Source organism: Pseudomonas sp. O39, assembly GCF_045447295.1.
GTDB lineage: Bacteria > Pseudomonadota > Gammaproteobacteria > Pseudomonadales > Pseudomonadaceae > Aquipseudomonas > Aquipseudomonas antarctica_A.
In genome coordinates this window covers 44,427-60,244 of sequence record NZ_JBJGXV010000016.1, presented here as the reverse complement: position 1 = coordinate 60,244, position 15,818 = coordinate 44,427, and the positions used below count along the sequence as shown (strand labels likewise).

12 protein-coding genes are annotated in these 15,818 nt (G+C 61.0%); 4 read left to right on the top strand and 8 right to left on the bottom strand.

What is annotated here, in order from left to right; all coding sequences use genetic code 11:
• Window positions 1-124: 124 nt before the first annotated feature.
• Both pcsA and ACI77D_RS19805 read right to left on the bottom strand, forming a co-directional pair.
• The gene (gene pcsA, locus ACI77D_RS19810) at window positions 125-841 is read right to left on the bottom strand and encodes a phosphatidylcholine synthase (RefSeq protein ID WP_053256299.1); all 717 of its coding nucleotides are present in this window, start codon (window positions 839-841) and stop codon (window positions 125-127) included.
• A 149-nt stretch (window positions 842-990) separates the two neighbouring features.
• On the bottom strand, window positions 991-1,911 hold the full coding sequence (locus ACI77D_RS19805; protein WP_407017327.1) for a class I SAM-dependent methyltransferase: 921 nt from the start codon (window positions 1,909-1,911) through the stop codon (window positions 991-993).
• A 190-nt stretch (window positions 1,912-2,101) separates the two neighbouring features.
• Between ACI77D_RS19805 and mdeB the strand changes: the two genes are divergently transcribed.
• Complete coding sequence (gene mdeB, locus ACI77D_RS19800; RefSeq protein ID WP_407017306.1) at window positions 2,102-4,780, top strand: alpha-ketoglutarate dehydrogenase; 2,679 nt, start codon at window positions 2,102-2,104, stop codon at window positions 4,778-4,780.
• Window positions 4,781-4,896: 116 nt separating this feature from the next.
• Here mdeB and ACI77D_RS19795 read toward each other — a convergent pair whose 3' ends face one another.
• The gene (locus ACI77D_RS19795) at window positions 4,897-6,147 is read right to left on the bottom strand and encodes a ribonucleotide-diphosphate reductase subunit beta (RefSeq protein ID WP_005788524.1); all 1,251 of its coding nucleotides are present in this window, start codon (window positions 6,145-6,147) and stop codon (window positions 4,897-4,899) included.
• 324 nt (window positions 6,148-6,471) lie between these two features.
• Here ACI77D_RS19795 and fae point away from each other — a divergent pair, with 324 nt between their 5' ends.
• The 3 genes from fae to ACI77D_RS19780 are packed head-to-tail and all read left to right on the top strand — an operon-like array spanning window position 6,472 to window position 9,459.
• The gene (gene fae / locus ACI77D_RS19790) at window positions 6,472-6,984 is read left to right on the top strand and encodes a formaldehyde-activating enzyme (protein WP_259762594.1); all 513 of its coding nucleotides are present in this window, start codon (window positions 6,472-6,474) and stop codon (window positions 6,982-6,984) included.
• Between the two features lie 10 nt (window positions 6,985-6,994).
• On the top strand, window positions 6,995-8,029 hold the full coding sequence (locus ACI77D_RS19785) for an aldo/keto reductase (protein WP_407017305.1): 1,035 nt from the start codon (window positions 6,995-6,997) through the stop codon (window positions 8,027-8,029).
• Entirely contained in the window at window positions 8,026-9,459 is a 1,434-nt protein-coding gene (locus ACI77D_RS19780; RefSeq protein WP_064452213.1) for an NAD-dependent succinate-semialdehyde dehydrogenase, read from the top strand. The genes ACI77D_RS19785 and ACI77D_RS19780 overlap by 4 nt, the downstream gene beginning before the upstream one ends.
• A gap of 613 nt (window positions 9,460-10,072) precedes the next feature.
• On the opposite strand, the gene ACI77D_RS19775 is transcribed toward ACI77D_RS19780, so the two are convergent.
• From ACI77D_RS19775 to ACI77D_RS19755, 5 genes are all read right to left on the bottom strand, one after another.
• Complete coding sequence (locus tag ACI77D_RS19775) at window positions 10,073-10,948, bottom strand: LysR substrate-binding domain-containing protein (RefSeq protein ID WP_064452214.1); 876 nt, start codon at window positions 10,946-10,948, stop codon at window positions 10,073-10,075.
• Between the two features lie 136 nt (window positions 10,949-11,084).
• Entirely contained in the window at window positions 11,085-12,254 is a 1,170-nt protein-coding gene (locus ACI77D_RS19770) for a hypothetical protein (protein WP_064452215.1), read from the bottom strand.
• A gap of 85 nt (window positions 12,255-12,339) precedes the next feature.
• Window positions 12,340-13,977, bottom strand: a complete 1,638-nt coding sequence (locus ACI77D_RS19765; protein ID WP_407017304.1) for a dipeptide ABC transporter ATP-binding protein — start codon at window positions 13,975-13,977, stop codon at window positions 12,340-12,342.
• A 2-nt stretch (window positions 13,978-13,979) separates the two neighbouring features.
• The gene (locus ACI77D_RS19760) at window positions 13,980-14,816 is read right to left on the bottom strand and encodes an ABC transporter permease (RefSeq protein ID WP_064452217.1); all 837 of its coding nucleotides are present in this window, start codon (window positions 14,814-14,816) and stop codon (window positions 13,980-13,982) included.
• Window positions 14,813-15,766: an ABC transporter permease gene (locus ACI77D_RS19755; RefSeq protein WP_221294621.1), complete on the bottom strand. Its 954-nt coding sequence runs from the start codon at window positions 15,764-15,766 to the stop codon at window positions 14,813-14,815. The genes ACI77D_RS19760 and ACI77D_RS19755 overlap by 4 nt, the downstream gene beginning before the upstream one ends.
• Between the last annotated feature and the right edge of the window lie 52 nt (window positions 15,767-15,818).

Below are 15,818 nucleotides of genomic sequence, written 5' to 3'. Positions count from 1 at the left end.
GGCTTATTATTGGCAGGGCGCAGCGAAGGGGCTGTACCGAAGGCCAGTATCTTACCTGTCTGATGAAGGCAGAACCAAATGTGGGAGCGGGCTTGCTCCCACCTTTTAAATCCTGCCCACTTTATTAACGGTGTGTGCCTAACCACTCCAGCGCGGTGCGCCACACACAAATCCCGAGGAAGTAAGCCGACATCAGCGACCACAGCCCGAACGTCCACGGGTTGGTATTCGGATAATCCACCACCATCAAAAAGCTGCATAGCAACCAGATCGTGGTGACTGCGATATTGATCGGCATGAACCGCTTGACCCGGAACGGGTGCAGGAACTTCATGGGGGTCACCGTCAACAACGCCAGGCCGATCACGGTCAGCAACGTGACCCAGGCTTGCGGCTGGATGATGTAGACGCACAGGGCAACCACGTTCCACGCGGCGGGGAAGCCGACAAAGTAGTTGTCCTTGCTCTTCATATTCACGTTGCAGAAGCAGAACAACGACGACACCAGAATCACCGAAACCGTGAACAGGTGCGTAAAGTCCGGCAGGTCGATATAGCGGTAGATAAACAGTGCCGGAATAAACACGTAGGTCAGGTAATCAATCACCAGGTCCAGCACCGAGCCATCAAAGCTCGGTAATACCGTACTCACATTCACTCGGCGCGCCAGCGAGCCGTCGACACCATCGACCACCAGCGCAAGGCCCAGCCACAGCAGGCAAGCCTTGGGTGAGTTTTCCAGCAGTGCCAGGGTGGCCAGGAAGGCCAATACCACACCGGTGGCGGTAAAGCCGTGGGCGCCCCAGGCTTTGAGTCTGGCTACATGCAGGGTCGATATCACGGGCGGTTCTCCAAAAGGTCAAACGGGGCAGCCGACGACGTAACGCCGTCGAGTCTGGCCAGGGGATGCAGGTATCGACCGGGAAGGGGGGGATAAGGTTCACCCTCCCGGTATATCACTTAGCGTAGCAAGCGTAGGACGTTTCGGCATCAGCCCTGACGGAACACCAGCGCCTTCAGACCACTTTGAGGGTCGATATCCGGAAATTCCGGTGGGTTCTCCAGCCGCTCGACAAAGCGCAGGCCCGGTGCTTCGCGGGTTACACCGTCAATCAGGAAGTCTTCGCCGAAGGCCGGGTCGTTCATGCAGGCCAATACCGTGCCTTGCTCCGTGAGCAAATCCGGCAGGCGGCGCAGTACGCGCTGGTAGTCCTTGGTCAGCAGGAAGCTGCCTTTCTGAAAAGAGGGCGGGTCGATGATCACCAGGTCGTAGGGGCCACTGTTGGTGACTTTGGCCCAGGACTTGAACAAGTCGTGGCCCAGAAAGGTGACCTTGCTCAGGTCGTGACCATTCAGGCGATGGTTGTCGCGCCCACGGCTCAGGGCACCACGGGCCATGTCCAGGTTCACCACATGGTCCGCGCCACCTTCGATGGCGGCCACCGAAAACCCACAGGTATAGGCGAACAGGTTAAGCACGCGCTGGCCCTTGGCCTGCTCGCGGACCCAGTTGCGGCCGTAGCGCATGTCAAGAAACAGCCCGCTGTTCTGTTTTTTACCCAGGTCGATCAGGTAACGCAGGCCACCTTCGGTGATGGTCAGCTCATCCATCGCTTCGCCCACCAGCCATTCGGTGGTGCTCTGCGGCAGATAGCGGTGTTGCAGGGCGACCGTATGAACACCGAAGCGAGCCCAATCAATCTGCACCAGTTGCTGCTTCAAGGCATCCAGTTGCTCCGTCTCTTTGAACAGGGCAACCAGCACCACGCCTTGCAGCCAGTCCACCGTCAGTTGTTCCAGCCCGGGCCAGCAGCGGCCACGGCCATGGAACAAGCGCCGGGTTTCAGCCGGCGCGCCGGCCAGGGCGGTGAGCAAATGGGCGTGCAAGGTAGCGAGTGCGTCTGGGTTCATCATTCAGCGTCGGTCTTTGAGCGGGCGGCATTTTAAACACAGTTACGGGTTTCAGGGGGGCTGGAGCACATCGTGCTGGAAAAAAGCGGATTGGCAGTGATTCATGCTCAAAGTGCTCTAGCGCACGGGGTATAACAGTCAAAAAAACCTCTGGCACCGACATAAACTGGAAAAAAGCCCGGAGGTGCCCATGAACGGTTTCGCGCGTGCAGTCAGTCACACCGCTGTGGATCAAGTAGAGCAGGACGAATGGCGTGACGCTCTGGCGTCGCTGGTGGCCAATGCCGGGCCTGCGCGGGCGCGCCAGATTCTAGACCTGCTGGCACGGGAAGGCAGCGCCCCGGCTATCGACTGGAAACCGCGCCACGGTACGCCGTATATCAACAGCATCAGCGTTGAGCAGCAGCCGGCCTTTCCCGGCGACCTCGCCACCGAAGAGCGGGTGGCCTCGCTGGTGCGCTGGAACGCCCTGGCCATGGTGGTACGGGCTAACCAGGCATATGGCGAACTCGGTGGTCATATCGCCAGTTACGCCAGTGCGGCGGATTTGTTCGAAGTGGGCTTCAACCACTTCTTCCGCGCCCGCAAAGACGGGTTCGGCGGCGATCTGGTGTTCTACCAACCGCATTCTGCACCCGGCATTTATGCGCGTGCCTTTCTCGAAGGGCGCTTGAGCGAAAACGACCTGACCCACTATCGCCAAGAGATCGGAGCGCCAAAAGCCGGCGCACGCGGGCTCTCCAGCTACCCCCACCCGTGGTTGATGCCCGACTTCTGGCAGTTCCCCACCGGTTCCATGGGTATTGGCCCGATCAGTTCGATTTTTCAGGCGCGATTCATGCGCTACCTGCAGCATCGCGGCTTGCTGGACACTACCGACCGCCACGTGTGGGGCGTATTCGGCGACGGCGAAATGGATGAACCGGAAAGCATGTCGGCCCTGACCCTGGCCGCCCGCGAAGGCCTGGACAACCTGACCTGGGTGGTCAACTGCAACCTGCAACGCCTCGACGGCCCGGTGCGCGGCAATGGTCGAATCATCGACGAACTGGAAGCGTTATTTGCCGGTGCCGGCTGGAACGTGATCAAACTGGTGTGGGGTTCCGACTGGGATGCCTTGCTCGCCAAGGACAGCGACGGCTCACTGGTGAATACCCTGTCGCACACCGTCGACGGGCAATTCCAGACCTTCGCTGCCAAGGATGGCGCCTATAACCGCAAACATTTTTTCGGCCAAAGTGCGTCTCTGGCCAAACTGGTCGAGGGCATGAGCGACGAACAGATCGACCGCCTGAAACGCGGTGGCCACGATATGGTTAAGATCCACGCCGCCTACCACGCCGCGCGCCGCGTTAAAGGCCAGCCGACGGTAATCCTGGCCCAGACCAAAAAGGGCTTCGGCATGGGCGAGGCCGGGCAGGGCAAGATGACCACTCACCAGCAGAAGAAACTGGATCGCGAGGCGCTGCTTGCCTTTCGCAATCGCTTCCAACTGCCGCTGTCGGATGCGCAGACCGAATCGCTGAGTTTCTTTAAACCGTCGGATGACAGCCCTGAACTGCGCTACTTGCGTCAACGTCGCCATGCCTTGGGCGGTTATGTGCCCAGCCGCAGCCAGCTCGCAGCACCGGTAAGCGTACCGCCAGTGGCGGGTTACGCCGGTTTCGCCACGGCGGCGGCGGGCAAGGAAATGTCCACCACCATGGCTTTCGTGCGCATGCTCACCAACCTGCTCAAGGACAAGGCCCTGGGCCCGCGTATCGTGCCTATTGTCGCCGATGAGGCGCGCACTTTTGGCATGGCCAACCTGTTCAAGCAGATTGGCATCTATTCCAGTGTCGGCCAGTGTTACGAGCCAGAAGACATTGGCTCGATCCTCAGCTACCGCGAAGCCACCGACGGGCAGATTCTTGAAGAGGGCATCAGCGAAGCCAGCGCCATCAGTTCCTGGGTGGCAGCGGCGACCAGCTATTCGGTGCATGGCCTGCGCATGTTGCCGTTCTACATCTACTACTCGATGTTCGGTTTCCAGCGCGTCGGTGATCTGATCTGGGCTGCCGCCGATCAACGTGCCCGTGGCTTCCTGCTCGGCGCCACCGCCGGGCGCACCACCTTGGGCGGCGAAGGGCTGCAGCACCAGGACGGCAGCAGCCACCTCACTGCCGCCACCGTGCCCAACTGCCGGGCCTACGATCCGGCGTTTGCCGGTGAGTTCGCGGTGATTCTTGACCACGGCATGCGCCAGATGCTCGAGCACGATGTGGACGAGTTCTACTACGTGACCCTGATGAACGAAAACTACCCGCAACCAAGCCTGCCCGAGGGTGTAGAGGCGGCGATTATCAAGGGCATGTATAGGCTGGAGGGCGCCGTCGACGCTAGGGTGCGCCTGCTCGGTTCCGGCACCCTGGTGCGTGAGGCCCAGGCCGCCGCGCAGTTGCTGGCCGAGGATTGGCAAGTGGCGAGCGAGGTGTTCAGCGTCACCAGTTTCAGCGAACTGGCGCGGGAAGCGCGGGACGTCGAGCGGTGGAATCACCTGCACCCGCAGGCTACCAAGCGTTGCAGCCATGTGCAGGACTGCTTGCCCCAAGGCGCACCGGTGATTGCCGTATCCGACTATGTACGCGCGGTGCCGCAGATGATCGCTTCGTACCTGGATGCCAGCTACACCGTGCTCGGCACCGATGGGTTCGGTCGCAGTGATACACGGGCGGCGTTGCGTGATTTCTTTGAGGTCGATCGGCACCACATAGTGCTGGCGGCGCTGACGGCGTTGGTGGAACAGGGCAGTGTGGAGGCGCGGGTGTGCCAGGAAGCGATTGAACGGTATGGCTTGCAGACGGAGCGGGATGCGTCCTGGGTTTGCTGAATGGCGATAATCCAAATGTGGAAGCGGGCTTGCTCGCGAAAGCGGTGTGTCAGTCGCCATCTACAGTGACTGATACACCCCATTCGCGAGCAAGCCCGCTCTCACATCCGCATCAATCAGTCCCAGCTTAAAGCGCCGCCAGTTTGATACTCGATCACGCGGGTTTCGAAGAAGTTTTTCTCTTTCTTCAAATCCATAATCTCACTCATCCACGGGAACGGGTTGGTGGTGCCTGGATACTCTTCTTTCAAGCCAATCTGCGACAGACGACGGTTCGCGATGAACTTCAGATAATCCTCCATCATCGCCGCATTCATGCCCAACACCCCACGCGGCATGGTATCGCGCGCATATTCAATCTCCAGCTGCGTCCCTTGCAGGATCATCTGGGTCGCTTCTTCCTTCATCTCGGCATCCCACAAGTGTGGGTTTTCGATTTTGATCTGGTTGATCACGTCGATACCGAAGTTCAGGTGCATCGACTCGTCGCGCAGGATGTACTGGAACTGCTCGGCCACGCCGGTCATTTTGTTGCGGCGGCCCATGGACAGGATCTGGGTGAAGCCGCAGTAGAAGAAGATGCCTTCGAGGACGCAGTAGTAGGCGACCAGGTTGCGCAGCAGTTCTTTGTCGGTTTCGACGGTGCCGGTTTCGAACTTCGGATCGGAGATCGAACGGGTGTACTTCAGGCCCCACGCGGCTTTTTTAGCCACCGATGGGATCTCGTGGTACATGTTGAAGATCTCGCCTTCATCCATGGCCAGCGATTCGATGCAGTACTGGTAGGCGTGGGTGTGGATCGCTTCTTCGAAGGCCTGGCGCAGGATGTACTGGCGGCACTCCGGGTTGGTGATCAGGCGGTAAACGGCCAGCACCAGGTTGTTGGCAACCAGAGAGTCGGCGGTGGAGAAGAAGCCCAGGTTGCGCATGACGATGCGGCGTTCGTCGTCGGTCAGGCCTTCGGGGTTTTTCCACAGCGCGATGTCGGCGGTCATGTTGACCTCTTGCGGCATCCAGTGGTTGGCGCAGCCGTCGAGGTACTTTTGCCAGGCCCAGTCGTACTTGAAGGGCACGAGTTGGTTGAGGTCGGCGCGGCAGTTGATCATGCGCTTTTCGTCAACGGCGACGCGGGCGGCGGAGCCTTCCAGCTCGGCGAGGCCTTCGGCGACGTCGAGTTTGTCCAGGGCGGCCTTGGCGCGGATGATCGCAGCGGAGTCGTTGGCAGTCACATTGCGTGCTTCCAGCGCAGCAGCGGCGCCGGCACCGTCGAGGCGGTCCATGTTGGCTTCGCTGGCGTGGCCGGCATTGGCGCCTTTGATCACCGCTGCACCGGTGTCTTCGTTGTCGACTTCATCCCAACTCAGCATTGAAATACTCCTTCCTGTTCTGTTTTGACGGCGTCTAAGCCCGTCCAAAAATATGCGTTTTGCAGGCTACTAGGCATTGAAATACTGCGCGTAGTGTGGTCAGTAAATACCGATGCTGCACACTATGTAGTGGTCTGTTCTGTTTGTGGGCACACTATATGGTGTGTAACAAACCAGGTCAACGGCACAAGCGGGCACCGATCGTCGCAGGGGCCATGAGCAAAACTCACACCCCTATGACTTTTAATGGTTACGGCCGCCTCAACGCCCAGTGCTAAAAATTCGCCAACAAGCTCCCCATAACAACAATGAGCGTTTGCGAAAATGAAATCACTTGATCTGTACATCGGCGAAGGCTTCGAAGGCCCAGGCGTCAATGCTGCCCACATCAACATCCTGATCGGCCCACGCAATGGCCCTGCCGGCCAAGCGTTCGCCACCAGCCTCGCATCCCCAAGCCAGGGCCATTGCCCGTTCATGGTGATTGCCCAGCCGAATATCCCGGTCAAACCCATGACCCTTTACGTCAACAAAGCCGCCATCGGCAGTGACCTGCACGGCAATGCCACCTGGGGCGCGTCCCAGGCCGGGATCGCCAAGGCGGTGCTCGAAGCCTTGCTCGACGGCACGTTGCCGCCGGAAGCCGAAGACGAGTGGGCCATCGTTACCGCCAACTGGGTTAACCCGGCCTGCGATGACCTGGACGCCGTCTACCTGAATAACTACAACGCCTGCCGCACCGCGATCCGCGCCGCCTTGACCGGCACACCGCACACCGCGCAGTTGGCCGACGTGGTCAACCACATCAGCAATCCTTTCTACACGCCCAAGGCCTGAGGAGACTGCCATGCACTACATCCGTTTGGGCAACTCCGGCCTGAAAGTCTCGCGCCTGTGCCTGGGCACCATGAACATGGGCACCCCGGATTGGAAACCGTGGATCTTCGATGAGAAGCAAAGCGAGCCGATCGTCGCTCACGCTCTGGACAACGGCGTCAACTTCATCGACTTGGCTGACTTCTATTCGGCGGGTGTCGGCGAAGAAGTGGTGGGGCGCATCCTCAAGCGCGTGGCACGGCGTGAAGACATCGTGGTCACCACCAAAGTCGGTTATGGCACCCGCAATGGCATCAACGCCAGCGGCCACTCGCGCAAGCACATCATGGACAGCATCGACGCGTCCCTCCGCCGGCTGGGCATGGATTACGTCGACGTGTTCATGCTGCATTACTTCGATGTCAATACACCGGTCGAAGAAACCATGGCCGCGATGAACGACATTGTGCGTTCCGGCAAGGCCCGTTATATCGGCGTATCGACCATGCTCACCGGCCAACTGGCCAAGATCCTCATGGCCTGCGAGCGCAATGGTTGGGTCAAGCCGATCAATATGCAGCTGCAACTGAACTGCGCCTACCGTGAAGAAGAGCGCGAGATGATCCCGTTCTGCCGCGACCAGGGCCTGGGTGTCTCGGTGTTCAGCCCGCTGGCCCGTGGCTTGCTCACCGGCGAAGTGCAGTCGACCCGCAACCAGACCGACTTCTTCACCCAGCAGATGTACAGCGACCAGGCGTCGCTCGACATCGCCCATTCGGTGCAACGCGTGGCACGTGCCCGTGGCGTGTCGAATGCGCAGATCGCCCAGGCCTGGGTCGCCAACCATCCCGGCGTCGATGTGATGCTGGTGGGCGCCGACACCACCGCGCAATTTGACAGCGCACTCGCGGCCCTCGACACCCAGTTGGATGCCGAAGAACTGCACGAGCTGGAACGCAACTACACCCCGTGCGATGTGATCAACGACTACACCGCCGGCAAGCGCATCCTGCGCGAGGCCCGCCCGGGCCTGGACCGTTTCAACCTGATCGAGGCCGTGGCATGAACCCGCTGATCCGTACTGGCAACTACATAGATGGCCAATGGTCCAGCGGTGGGCCGACGTACCCGGTGCTCAACCCGGCCAATGGCGCCTTGATCGCAGACGTCCAGCGCGCGGGCGCGCAAGCCACCGACCTGGCCATCCAGGCCGCCAACCGCGCTTTGCCGGCCTGGCGCAAGCTCACCGCCAAGGAGCGCAGCCAGCGCCTCAAGCGCTGGAGCGAACTGATGCTGGGCCACCAGAAGGACCTGGCCCAACTGCTGAGCCTGGAACAGGGCAAACCCCTGGCCGAAGCGATGGGCGAAGTGGTCTACGCCGCGAGTTTTCTGGAGTGGTTCGGCGAAGAAGCAAAGCGCGCCTATGGCGACGTGATCCCGACCCACAAGGCTGATGCACGCATCATCGTGACCAAGGAAGCGATTGGCGTGGTGGCTGCCATCACCCCGTGGAACTTCCCGCTGGCGATGGTCACCCGCAAAGTCGGCCCGGCGCTCGCGGCCGGTTGCACCATGATCCTCAAGCCTTCGGAAGAAACCCCGCTGTCGGCATTTGCCCTGGCGGTGCTGGCGGAGCAGGCGGGTATTCCGGCGGGTGTGTTCAACATCGTCTCCGGTGATGCCGTCGCCATTGGCGGCGCACTGCAAGCTTCCAGCGTGGTGCGCAAACTGTCATTCACCGGCTCCACCCGCACCGGCAAGCTGCTGATGCGCCAGGCCGCCGACACGCTGAAAAAAGTTTCGCTGGAACTGGGCGGCAACGCGCCCTTCATTGTGTTCGACGATGCCGACCTGGAGGCCGCCGTCAAAGGTGCCATGGCCTCCAAGTTCCGCAACACCGGGCAGACCTGTGTGTGCGTCAACCGCTTCTTTATCCAGGACGGGGTGTACGAGGCCTTCACCCACAAATTGGCGGAGGCGGTCAGCGCGATGCGTGTGGGCAGCGCGTTGGACGGCGAAACCGAACAGGGCCCGCTGATCAACGCGGCGGCGCTGGCCAAGGTTGAAGCCCATGTCGGCGATGCGTTGGAGAAGGGCGCCAAGCTGCTGTGTGGCGGTCGTCGCCACGCGTTGGGGGGCACCTTCTTCGAACCGACCATCCTGACTGAAGCCCATGGCGATATGTTGATTGCCCGGGAAGAAACCTTTGGGCCGGTGGCGGCGTGCTTCCGTTTCAAGGATGAGGCCGAGGTGCTGCAACGTGCCAATGACACGCCGTTCGGGTTGTCTGCGTACTTCTACAGTCGTGATATCGGCCGGGTGTGGCGCATGGCTGAAGGTCTGGAAGCTGGCATGGTGGGTATCAACGAAGGGATTATCTCTACTGAAGTCGCGCCGTTTGGCGGTATCAAGGAGTCTGGGCTGGGTCGTGAAGGTTCCAGGTATGGGCTGGATGATTATCTGGAGATCAAATACTTGTTGATGGGGGGGTTGTAAGACAACGTCGCTCTAAGGTGGGCGCTGGCTTGGCTGCGGTAGCGGGGTGTTGGGGGTGTTGGGGGTGTCGGGGGTGTTGGGGTGTTGGTGTACATATCCGTTGCTGCGGTAACGGCGGCTTAGGGGTCCGCCCTTACGGCGGGTCACTTTTTTACAAAACGCCTAAAAAAGTAACCAAAAAACGCTTTGCCCCACCACTCGGTGCCTCGCCTAGGCTCGGCATGCCCGCACTCCGGCTTGAATCCGTGGGCCGCCGCAATGGGCCATCCTTGGCCCAGTGCGGCTAACCCGGCGTCCTGCCGGGTTACCCACGGATTCAAGCCTGCGTTCGGCCAGCGTGGTTAACGGGGCCTGTCAGATCAAGATCAACAGCAGATCAAAAGCAGAGCACGGCGGCCTGGTAGCCGACCTGAGTGGTTGAAGCAAAAGCAGGGCAAAAGCACAGCAGAAGCAGAGCTACTTTTCTGTGGGAGCTGGCTTGTCGGACCGCCGAACCGCTGCGATGCAGACACCTCGGGTACATCAGGCATAAGCAGTGGATGCCATTGCAGGCAGGCCAGCTTCCATGGAGCCCATCGCCGCCATTACCCAAACAATGGCTATGTAGTCGCTATCAAGGGTTACGCACTCGGTTCAACCACTCGGTAAACAACCGAACCTTGGATAACCCTTGCTTGTCCGCCGCCACATCCAGCCAATAACCATACGGGCCGATCACTTCCACCGCGGTGATCGGCAATAAACTGCCAGTAGCCAGTTCGCGCTCGATCATTTGCCGGTCTATCACGGCCAGGCCGCCGCCAGCCAGGGCGGTGTGTATGACTTGGTCCAGGGTGCTGAATTCCAGGCCCTGGCCCGCGTCGATGTCGTCCCGGCCCATGGCGGCCAGCCAGTTTTCCCAGACCTTCAAGCGCTTGCCGTCGTGCAGGATGTGCAGCAATGGGAAACGCTGCAGGTTGGGCGGTTGGCCGTCGCTGAACAGCTCCGGGCTGGCCACGGCGATGTGGCGTTCCATCACCAGCAATTCACTGCGGCAATGCGGGTCTGGTTCCAGGCCGAAGCGAATTCGGCAGTCGATCTCTGCCAGGCTGTCATGGCTGTTCTGATGCGTGACGCTGAGGTTGATAGCCGGATAGCGCTCGCAAAAGCGTCGTAAGTGCGCCGACAGCCAGCGCGTGGCCCAGGTCGGCGGCGCGACGATGCGCAGGCGCTGGCGCAGGTTGGGTACGCGCACGGCTTGCAGGGCGCGTTCGATATGGTCGAAGGCGTCGCTCAGGTGCGGGGAGAGGGCGAAGCCGGCTTCGGTCAGGGACAGGCCCTGGGGCGTGCGGATGAAGAGGGCGACGCCGAGGTAGTCTTCCAATTGTTTGATCTGGCGGCTGACGGCGCCTTGGGTCACGTTAAGGCCCACGGCAGCCTGGCTGAAGCTGCGGTGGCGGGCGACTTCTTCGAAGATGCGCAGCATGTTGAGAGCGGGCAGTTGGCGCATGAAAGGACTTCCACACTGGTTGTTTTTATAGTGCCTGTAGCGGCCTCTTCGCGAGCAAGCCCGCTCCCGCAGGAGGAATGCATTCCAACTGTGGGAGCGGGCTTGCTCGCGAAGGCTTCAGTGGTATCGCCTCCGATTAGAAGTAGTACCCAATGTTCATATACAGCTGATTCTCCCACTGGTTACTCCCACCCGCGCCCAAGCTCTCGGTATAGCTGCTGCCGCCGATATACGGATCGTTCTTGCCAATCAACCACTCCGTCGCGACCCACAACTTGCTCACCGAAAACGACGTGCCGAGGATCACCCGCTGTGAGGTCTTGAACTGACTCTCGGATTTATCAAACGCACTGTAGTTGGCATACAGCTTTACACCGCTGATCTGGTCAAACAGGTATTTGCCGCCCACGTCGTAGCTCAAATCCGCCACGTATAAATTACCCCGGCTGGCCACGTTGAACGTCCCGTCGTAGCCACCCAAGGTGACGACGCTATTGGTGCCCGGGTTGCGCGGTGACATTTGCTGGCGCGCCGCCTGCAATTGCACGCCCCATGGCCCGTTCTTGCCCAGGTAGTGGATTGCCACGGCGTTGCGGCGGCCGTCGTCGTTGGTGTCTTTGTTTTCCAGCGTGGAGGTCAGGCCGGAAAGCCCGACTTCGGATTTCCAGTTGCCCAGCTCCAGGGCCTTGGCCACGCGCACCACCACGGTGTTGCGCTCCTGGTTGTTGCTGCCGTCGCCCACGTAGCTGTCGGCTTCGGAGATCACGCTGGAGTAGGTCACGCCCTTGCTGGTGCCTTTGCCTTGCCACGCCGGGCGCAGGTAGTAGCCGGCCTGGATATTCCAGTCGCCGCTTTGCTGGATGTATTTGGCGCCGACCTGTTGCACGTCTTCCAGGCCGATGACGTTGCCCAGGGTTTCGTAGAAGGTGCTGCCAAAGTACGGCTGCAAACCAAACGGTACTGTGTTCAAGCCCACTTGCACCTGCTGGTTCGGGTTGAACTTGTAGCCGACCCACGCGAACTTGGCGAACTGAATATCGCCGTAGTTCTTGGTGTACTGGTACGGGTAGGAACGCCCGTAGAACCGGTACTGCGCCTCGCCGATCCAGGTGTCGGAGTTGTACTTGGCGCTGAGGAAGGCCGTGTCGAGGCCGAACTTCTGGATGTCGCGATCCGGGTCATAGTCCCAGCGTGCACGCACGGCGCCGCCGAGGTCGAGGTTGTCGGTGACCTGGTAGGCCATGGCCGGTGCCGCAAGGGCGCCGAGCACAGGGACCAGGGCGATGTAACGTAGGGTTGGTCGCATGGTTTCGCTCTCATTATTGGTTATTTTTTGGCAACAGCAGCCCGTTGCCGCAGCGAACGCTGCGACGCAGGGAAAGGGTGACAACTCAGTGCGCTGCGGGGCGGATCAACCTCAACGGCGGCCCGTCAGCCGGTAGTTGCGTCGCGCCCGGCGCAGCGGCAAGCAAGGCCTGGGTGTAGCTGTTCTGTGGTCTGAGCAATACCTGTTCGGCGCTGCCGTATTCCACCACTTCACCCTGGCGCATCACGGCGATGTGGTCGCTGATCTGCGCCGCCACGCGCAGGTCGTGGGTGATAAACAGGATGCTCAGGTTCAACTGCTGTTGCAGGTCGGCGAGCAGCTCCAGCACCTGTTTTTGCACCGACACATCCAGCGCCGAGACACTTTCATCGGCGATCAGCACTTCCGGGCGCATGGCCAGGGCGCGGGCGATGCCGATGCGCTGGCGCTGGCCACCGGAAAACTGTCGCGGCTTGCGCTTGAGCGCATCACGCTTGAGGCCGACCTGTTCGAGCAAGTCACCGGCCTCGGCCCAGGCATCCTTGGCCGACAAGCCACGCAATTGCGCGGCGCGGGCGATGATGTCACCGACGCGGTGCCGTGGGTTGAGCGAGCCGTACGGATCCTGGAAGATCATCTGGATACGCCGCCGATTGGCCGCCAGGGCCGAACCGCGCAAGGCCAGAAAATCAGTGTCGCCGACCCACACATGCCCGCTGTCGCTGTCGACCAGGCGAATGGCTGCTTTGACCAGGGTGCTTTTGCCCGAGCCGGACTCGCCGACAATCGCCAGTGTTTTGCCGCGTAGCAGGTTCAGCGACACGTTGCGCAGCGCCGCCACCGAGCTGCCGCCGACGTTGTAGGTCTTGGTCAGGTTTTCGATGCGCAACGCCAACTCGCCATCCGCGCTCGGCGTGTGCAATTCCGGGTGCAGCGCCGGCACTGCCGCGATCAGCTTGCGGGTATAGGCGTGCGCCGGGGCATTCAGCACCTGGTCGCGCTCACCGATTTCCACCAGGCGGCCGCCTTCCATGACGGCAATGCGGTCGGCAATTTGCGCCACCACGCCGAAGTCGTGGGTGATAAACAGAATGCCGTGCTGGCCACGCCCACGCAGCTCGCGCACCAGTTTCAAGACCTGGGCCTGGGTGGTTACGTCGAGTGCCGTGGTGGGCTCGTCGGCGATCAACAAGTCGGGGTTCATCGCCAACGCCATGGCAATCACCACGCGCTGGCACTGGCCACCGGACAGTTGATGGGGAAAGCTGTTGGCAATGCGTGGCGGGTCGGGCAACTGGGTGGATTCGAGCAGCGCGAGCGTGCGTTCGCGACGTTCGCGCTGGGGCATTTGCGGGGCATGGATAGCGAAGATTTCTTCGACTTGCTTGCCGATCCGAATCGCCGGGTTCAGCGCCGCCATGGGCTCCTGGAAAATCATCGCAATGCGGTTGCCGCGCAGTTCGCGCAGGCGTTTTTCGTCCAGGCTGCAGATGTCGTCGCCGAGAAAATCGATCACCCCACCGGCATGCCGCAGGCCTTTGGCGTAATCGCCCATGATCGCCGCCGACAGCACTGATTTACCCGAGCCGGATTCACCGATTACGCAGAGGATTTCGCCCTTGCGTACGTCCAGGCTGATGCCTTGCACGGCGTGGCTGCGATCGGCGCCGGCGGGTAGTTCGATCGACAGGTTTTGCACCCGTAATACTGGTTGTGGGTTCATGCTCAATTCCTTGCGCCTTGCTGGGCGTTTTCATCCAGGCCGTCCGCCAGCAGGCTCAAGCCCAGCATCAGGGTGGAAATGGCAATGCACGGGAAGATCACCAGGTGCGGGAAGGCGATGGCCATGGCGCGGCCGTCGTTGATCATGCCGCCCCAGTCCGGGGTCGGTGGCGGCAGGCCAAGGCCGAGAAAGCCCAGGGCGCCGATCATGATCGCGGTGTAGCCGATGCGCAGGCAGAAATCGACTATCAGCGGCCCGCCGCAGTTGGGCAGGATTTCCACCAGCATGATCCGCAGCGAACCCTCGCCCTGAGTGATTGCGCTGAGGACGTAGTCCCGCGAGCGGATGTCGATGGTCAGGGCACGCATGATGCGGAAAATCGCCGGGGCACTGGTGAAGGTCACCGCAATCAGGATATTCAGCGCCGACGCGCCGAGGGCGATGATGATCACGATGTACAACACCAGCACCGGGAACGACAGCACCGTGTCGGCCACATACGACAGCACGGCATCGACCCAGCCGTTGAAGTAACCGGCGCACAGGCCCATGGCGATGCCCACGGCGAACGCAGTGAGCGTGGCCAGGATCGACCAGAACAGCACGGTGCGGGTGCCCCAGATCAGCCGCGAGAGAATGTCGCGACCAATCATGTCGGTGCCCAGCAGGAAGCTTTGGCCGTTGTCGCCGCTCGTCAGCGGGGTCAGCAGTGGGGTAAAGCTTTCCAGCGGATCATGGGGCGCCAGCCACGGCGCAAAGAGCGCGACCAAGACCCAGCCGCCCACCAGCAGCAGGCCGAGCAACGCGAGGGGATGTTTGAAGGCGTGCAGGCGATTCATTGGGCACCTCCGCCGAGACTGCGCAGGGTGATGCGCGGGTTGAGCCAGGTGTAGGCCAGGTCCGAGAAAATCTTGGTGATGCCCACCACGACGGCACTGACCATGGCGCAGGCTTCGATCAGGTACACGTCATGGTTCAGCGACGCGGTGTACAGCAACGAGCCGAAGCCCTTGTAGGCAAAGAACACCTCGACCACGATCACGTTGGACAGCAGCCACGGGATGTACAGCATGATCACCGTGATCGGTGCGATCAGCACATTGCGCAGGGCATGGCGCACGACGATGCGTGCGGTGGAGGCACCTTTGAGTCGCGCCGTGCGGATGTACGGCGACTGCATCACTTCCACCATCGACGCCCGGGTGATTCGCGCCAGGTAGCCGATGCCGAACAAGCACAACACCATCAGCGGCAGCACCAGTTCCACGGCGCTGAACCCGTCGCTCATGCTGCTGACACCCGGCAGCCAGTTGAGCCAGAACACAAAGATTGCCGAGACGAACACCGCACTGGCGAAATCGGGAATCGAGGTGGTGACAATCGACAGGAACGACACCAGGCGGTCGAGCGCCGAGCCCTGGCGAATGCCAGCGAGAATGCCCAGTGTCAATGCCACAGGCACCATCACCAGCAAGGCCAGCCCGGCAAGCGTCAGGGTTTGTGCCAGGTTGGGCAGCAACAGCTTGATCACCGACTCACGAAAGTACACTGAGGTGCCCCAGTCGCCGCTGACAAAGTCCTTGAGCCACACCAGGTAGCGCCACACAAAAGGTTGGTTGTAGCCATGTTCCACCAGCCACGCCGCCCGCTGGTCTGCGGCGGAGTAGGGGCCAAGGACGTTGATGGCCACGTCTTCGATGTTCAGCTCCAGGGCCAGGAACACGATCAATGACACCGACAGCAGGGTCGCCACCAGCGCGAGTAATTTGCGCAATAGAAAATGAGCCATGGGTGCATGCTCCGACAAATATTGGGATGCCTGCCCGCGTGCGGGCAGGGCG

What these genes read in the sequence shown, in the direction of transcription:
- ACI77D_RS19765 (WP_407017304.1), bottom strand. Translation starts at nt 13,977, where the DNA reads ATGAACCCACAACCAGTATTACGGGTGCAAAACCTGTCGATCGAACTA.
- ACI77D_RS19755 (WP_221294621.1), bottom strand. Translation starts at nt 15,766, where the DNA reads ATGGCTCATTTTCTATTGCGCAAATTACTCGCGCTGGTGGCGACCCTG.
- ACI77D_RS19775 (WP_064452214.1), bottom strand. Translation starts at nt 10,948, where the DNA reads ATGCGCCAACTGCCCGCTCTCAACATGCTGCGCATCTTCGAAGAAGTC.
- ACI77D_RS19770 (WP_064452215.1), bottom strand. Translation starts at nt 12,254, where the DNA reads ATGCGACCAACCCTACGTTACATCGCCCTGGTCCCTGTGCTCGGCGCC.
- ACI77D_RS19805 (WP_407017327.1), bottom strand. Translation starts at nt 1,911, where the DNA reads ATGAACCCAGACGCACTCGCTACCTTGCACGCCCATTTGCTCACCGCC.
- ACI77D_RS19760 (WP_064452217.1), bottom strand. Translation starts at nt 14,816, where the DNA reads ATGAATCGCCTGCACGCCTTCAAACATCCCCTCGCGTTGCTCGGCCTG.
- ACI77D_RS19780 (WP_064452213.1), top strand. Translation starts at nt 8,026, where the DNA reads ATGAACCCGCTGATCCGTACTGGCAACTACATAGATGGCCAATGGTCC.
- fae (WP_259762594.1), top strand. Translation starts at nt 6,472, where the DNA reads ATGAAATCACTTGATCTGTACATCGGCGAAGGCTTCGAAGGCCCAGGC.
- mdeB (WP_407017306.1), top strand. Translation starts at nt 2,102, where the DNA reads ATGAACGGTTTCGCGCGTGCAGTCAGTCACACCGCTGTGGATCAAGTA.
- ACI77D_RS19785 (WP_407017305.1), top strand. Translation starts at nt 6,995, where the DNA reads ATGCACTACATCCGTTTGGGCAACTCCGGCCTGAAAGTCTCGCGCCTG.
- ACI77D_RS19795 (WP_005788524.1), bottom strand. Translation starts at nt 6,147, where the DNA reads ATGCTGAGTTGGGATGAAGTCGACAACGAAGACACCGGTGCAGCGGTG.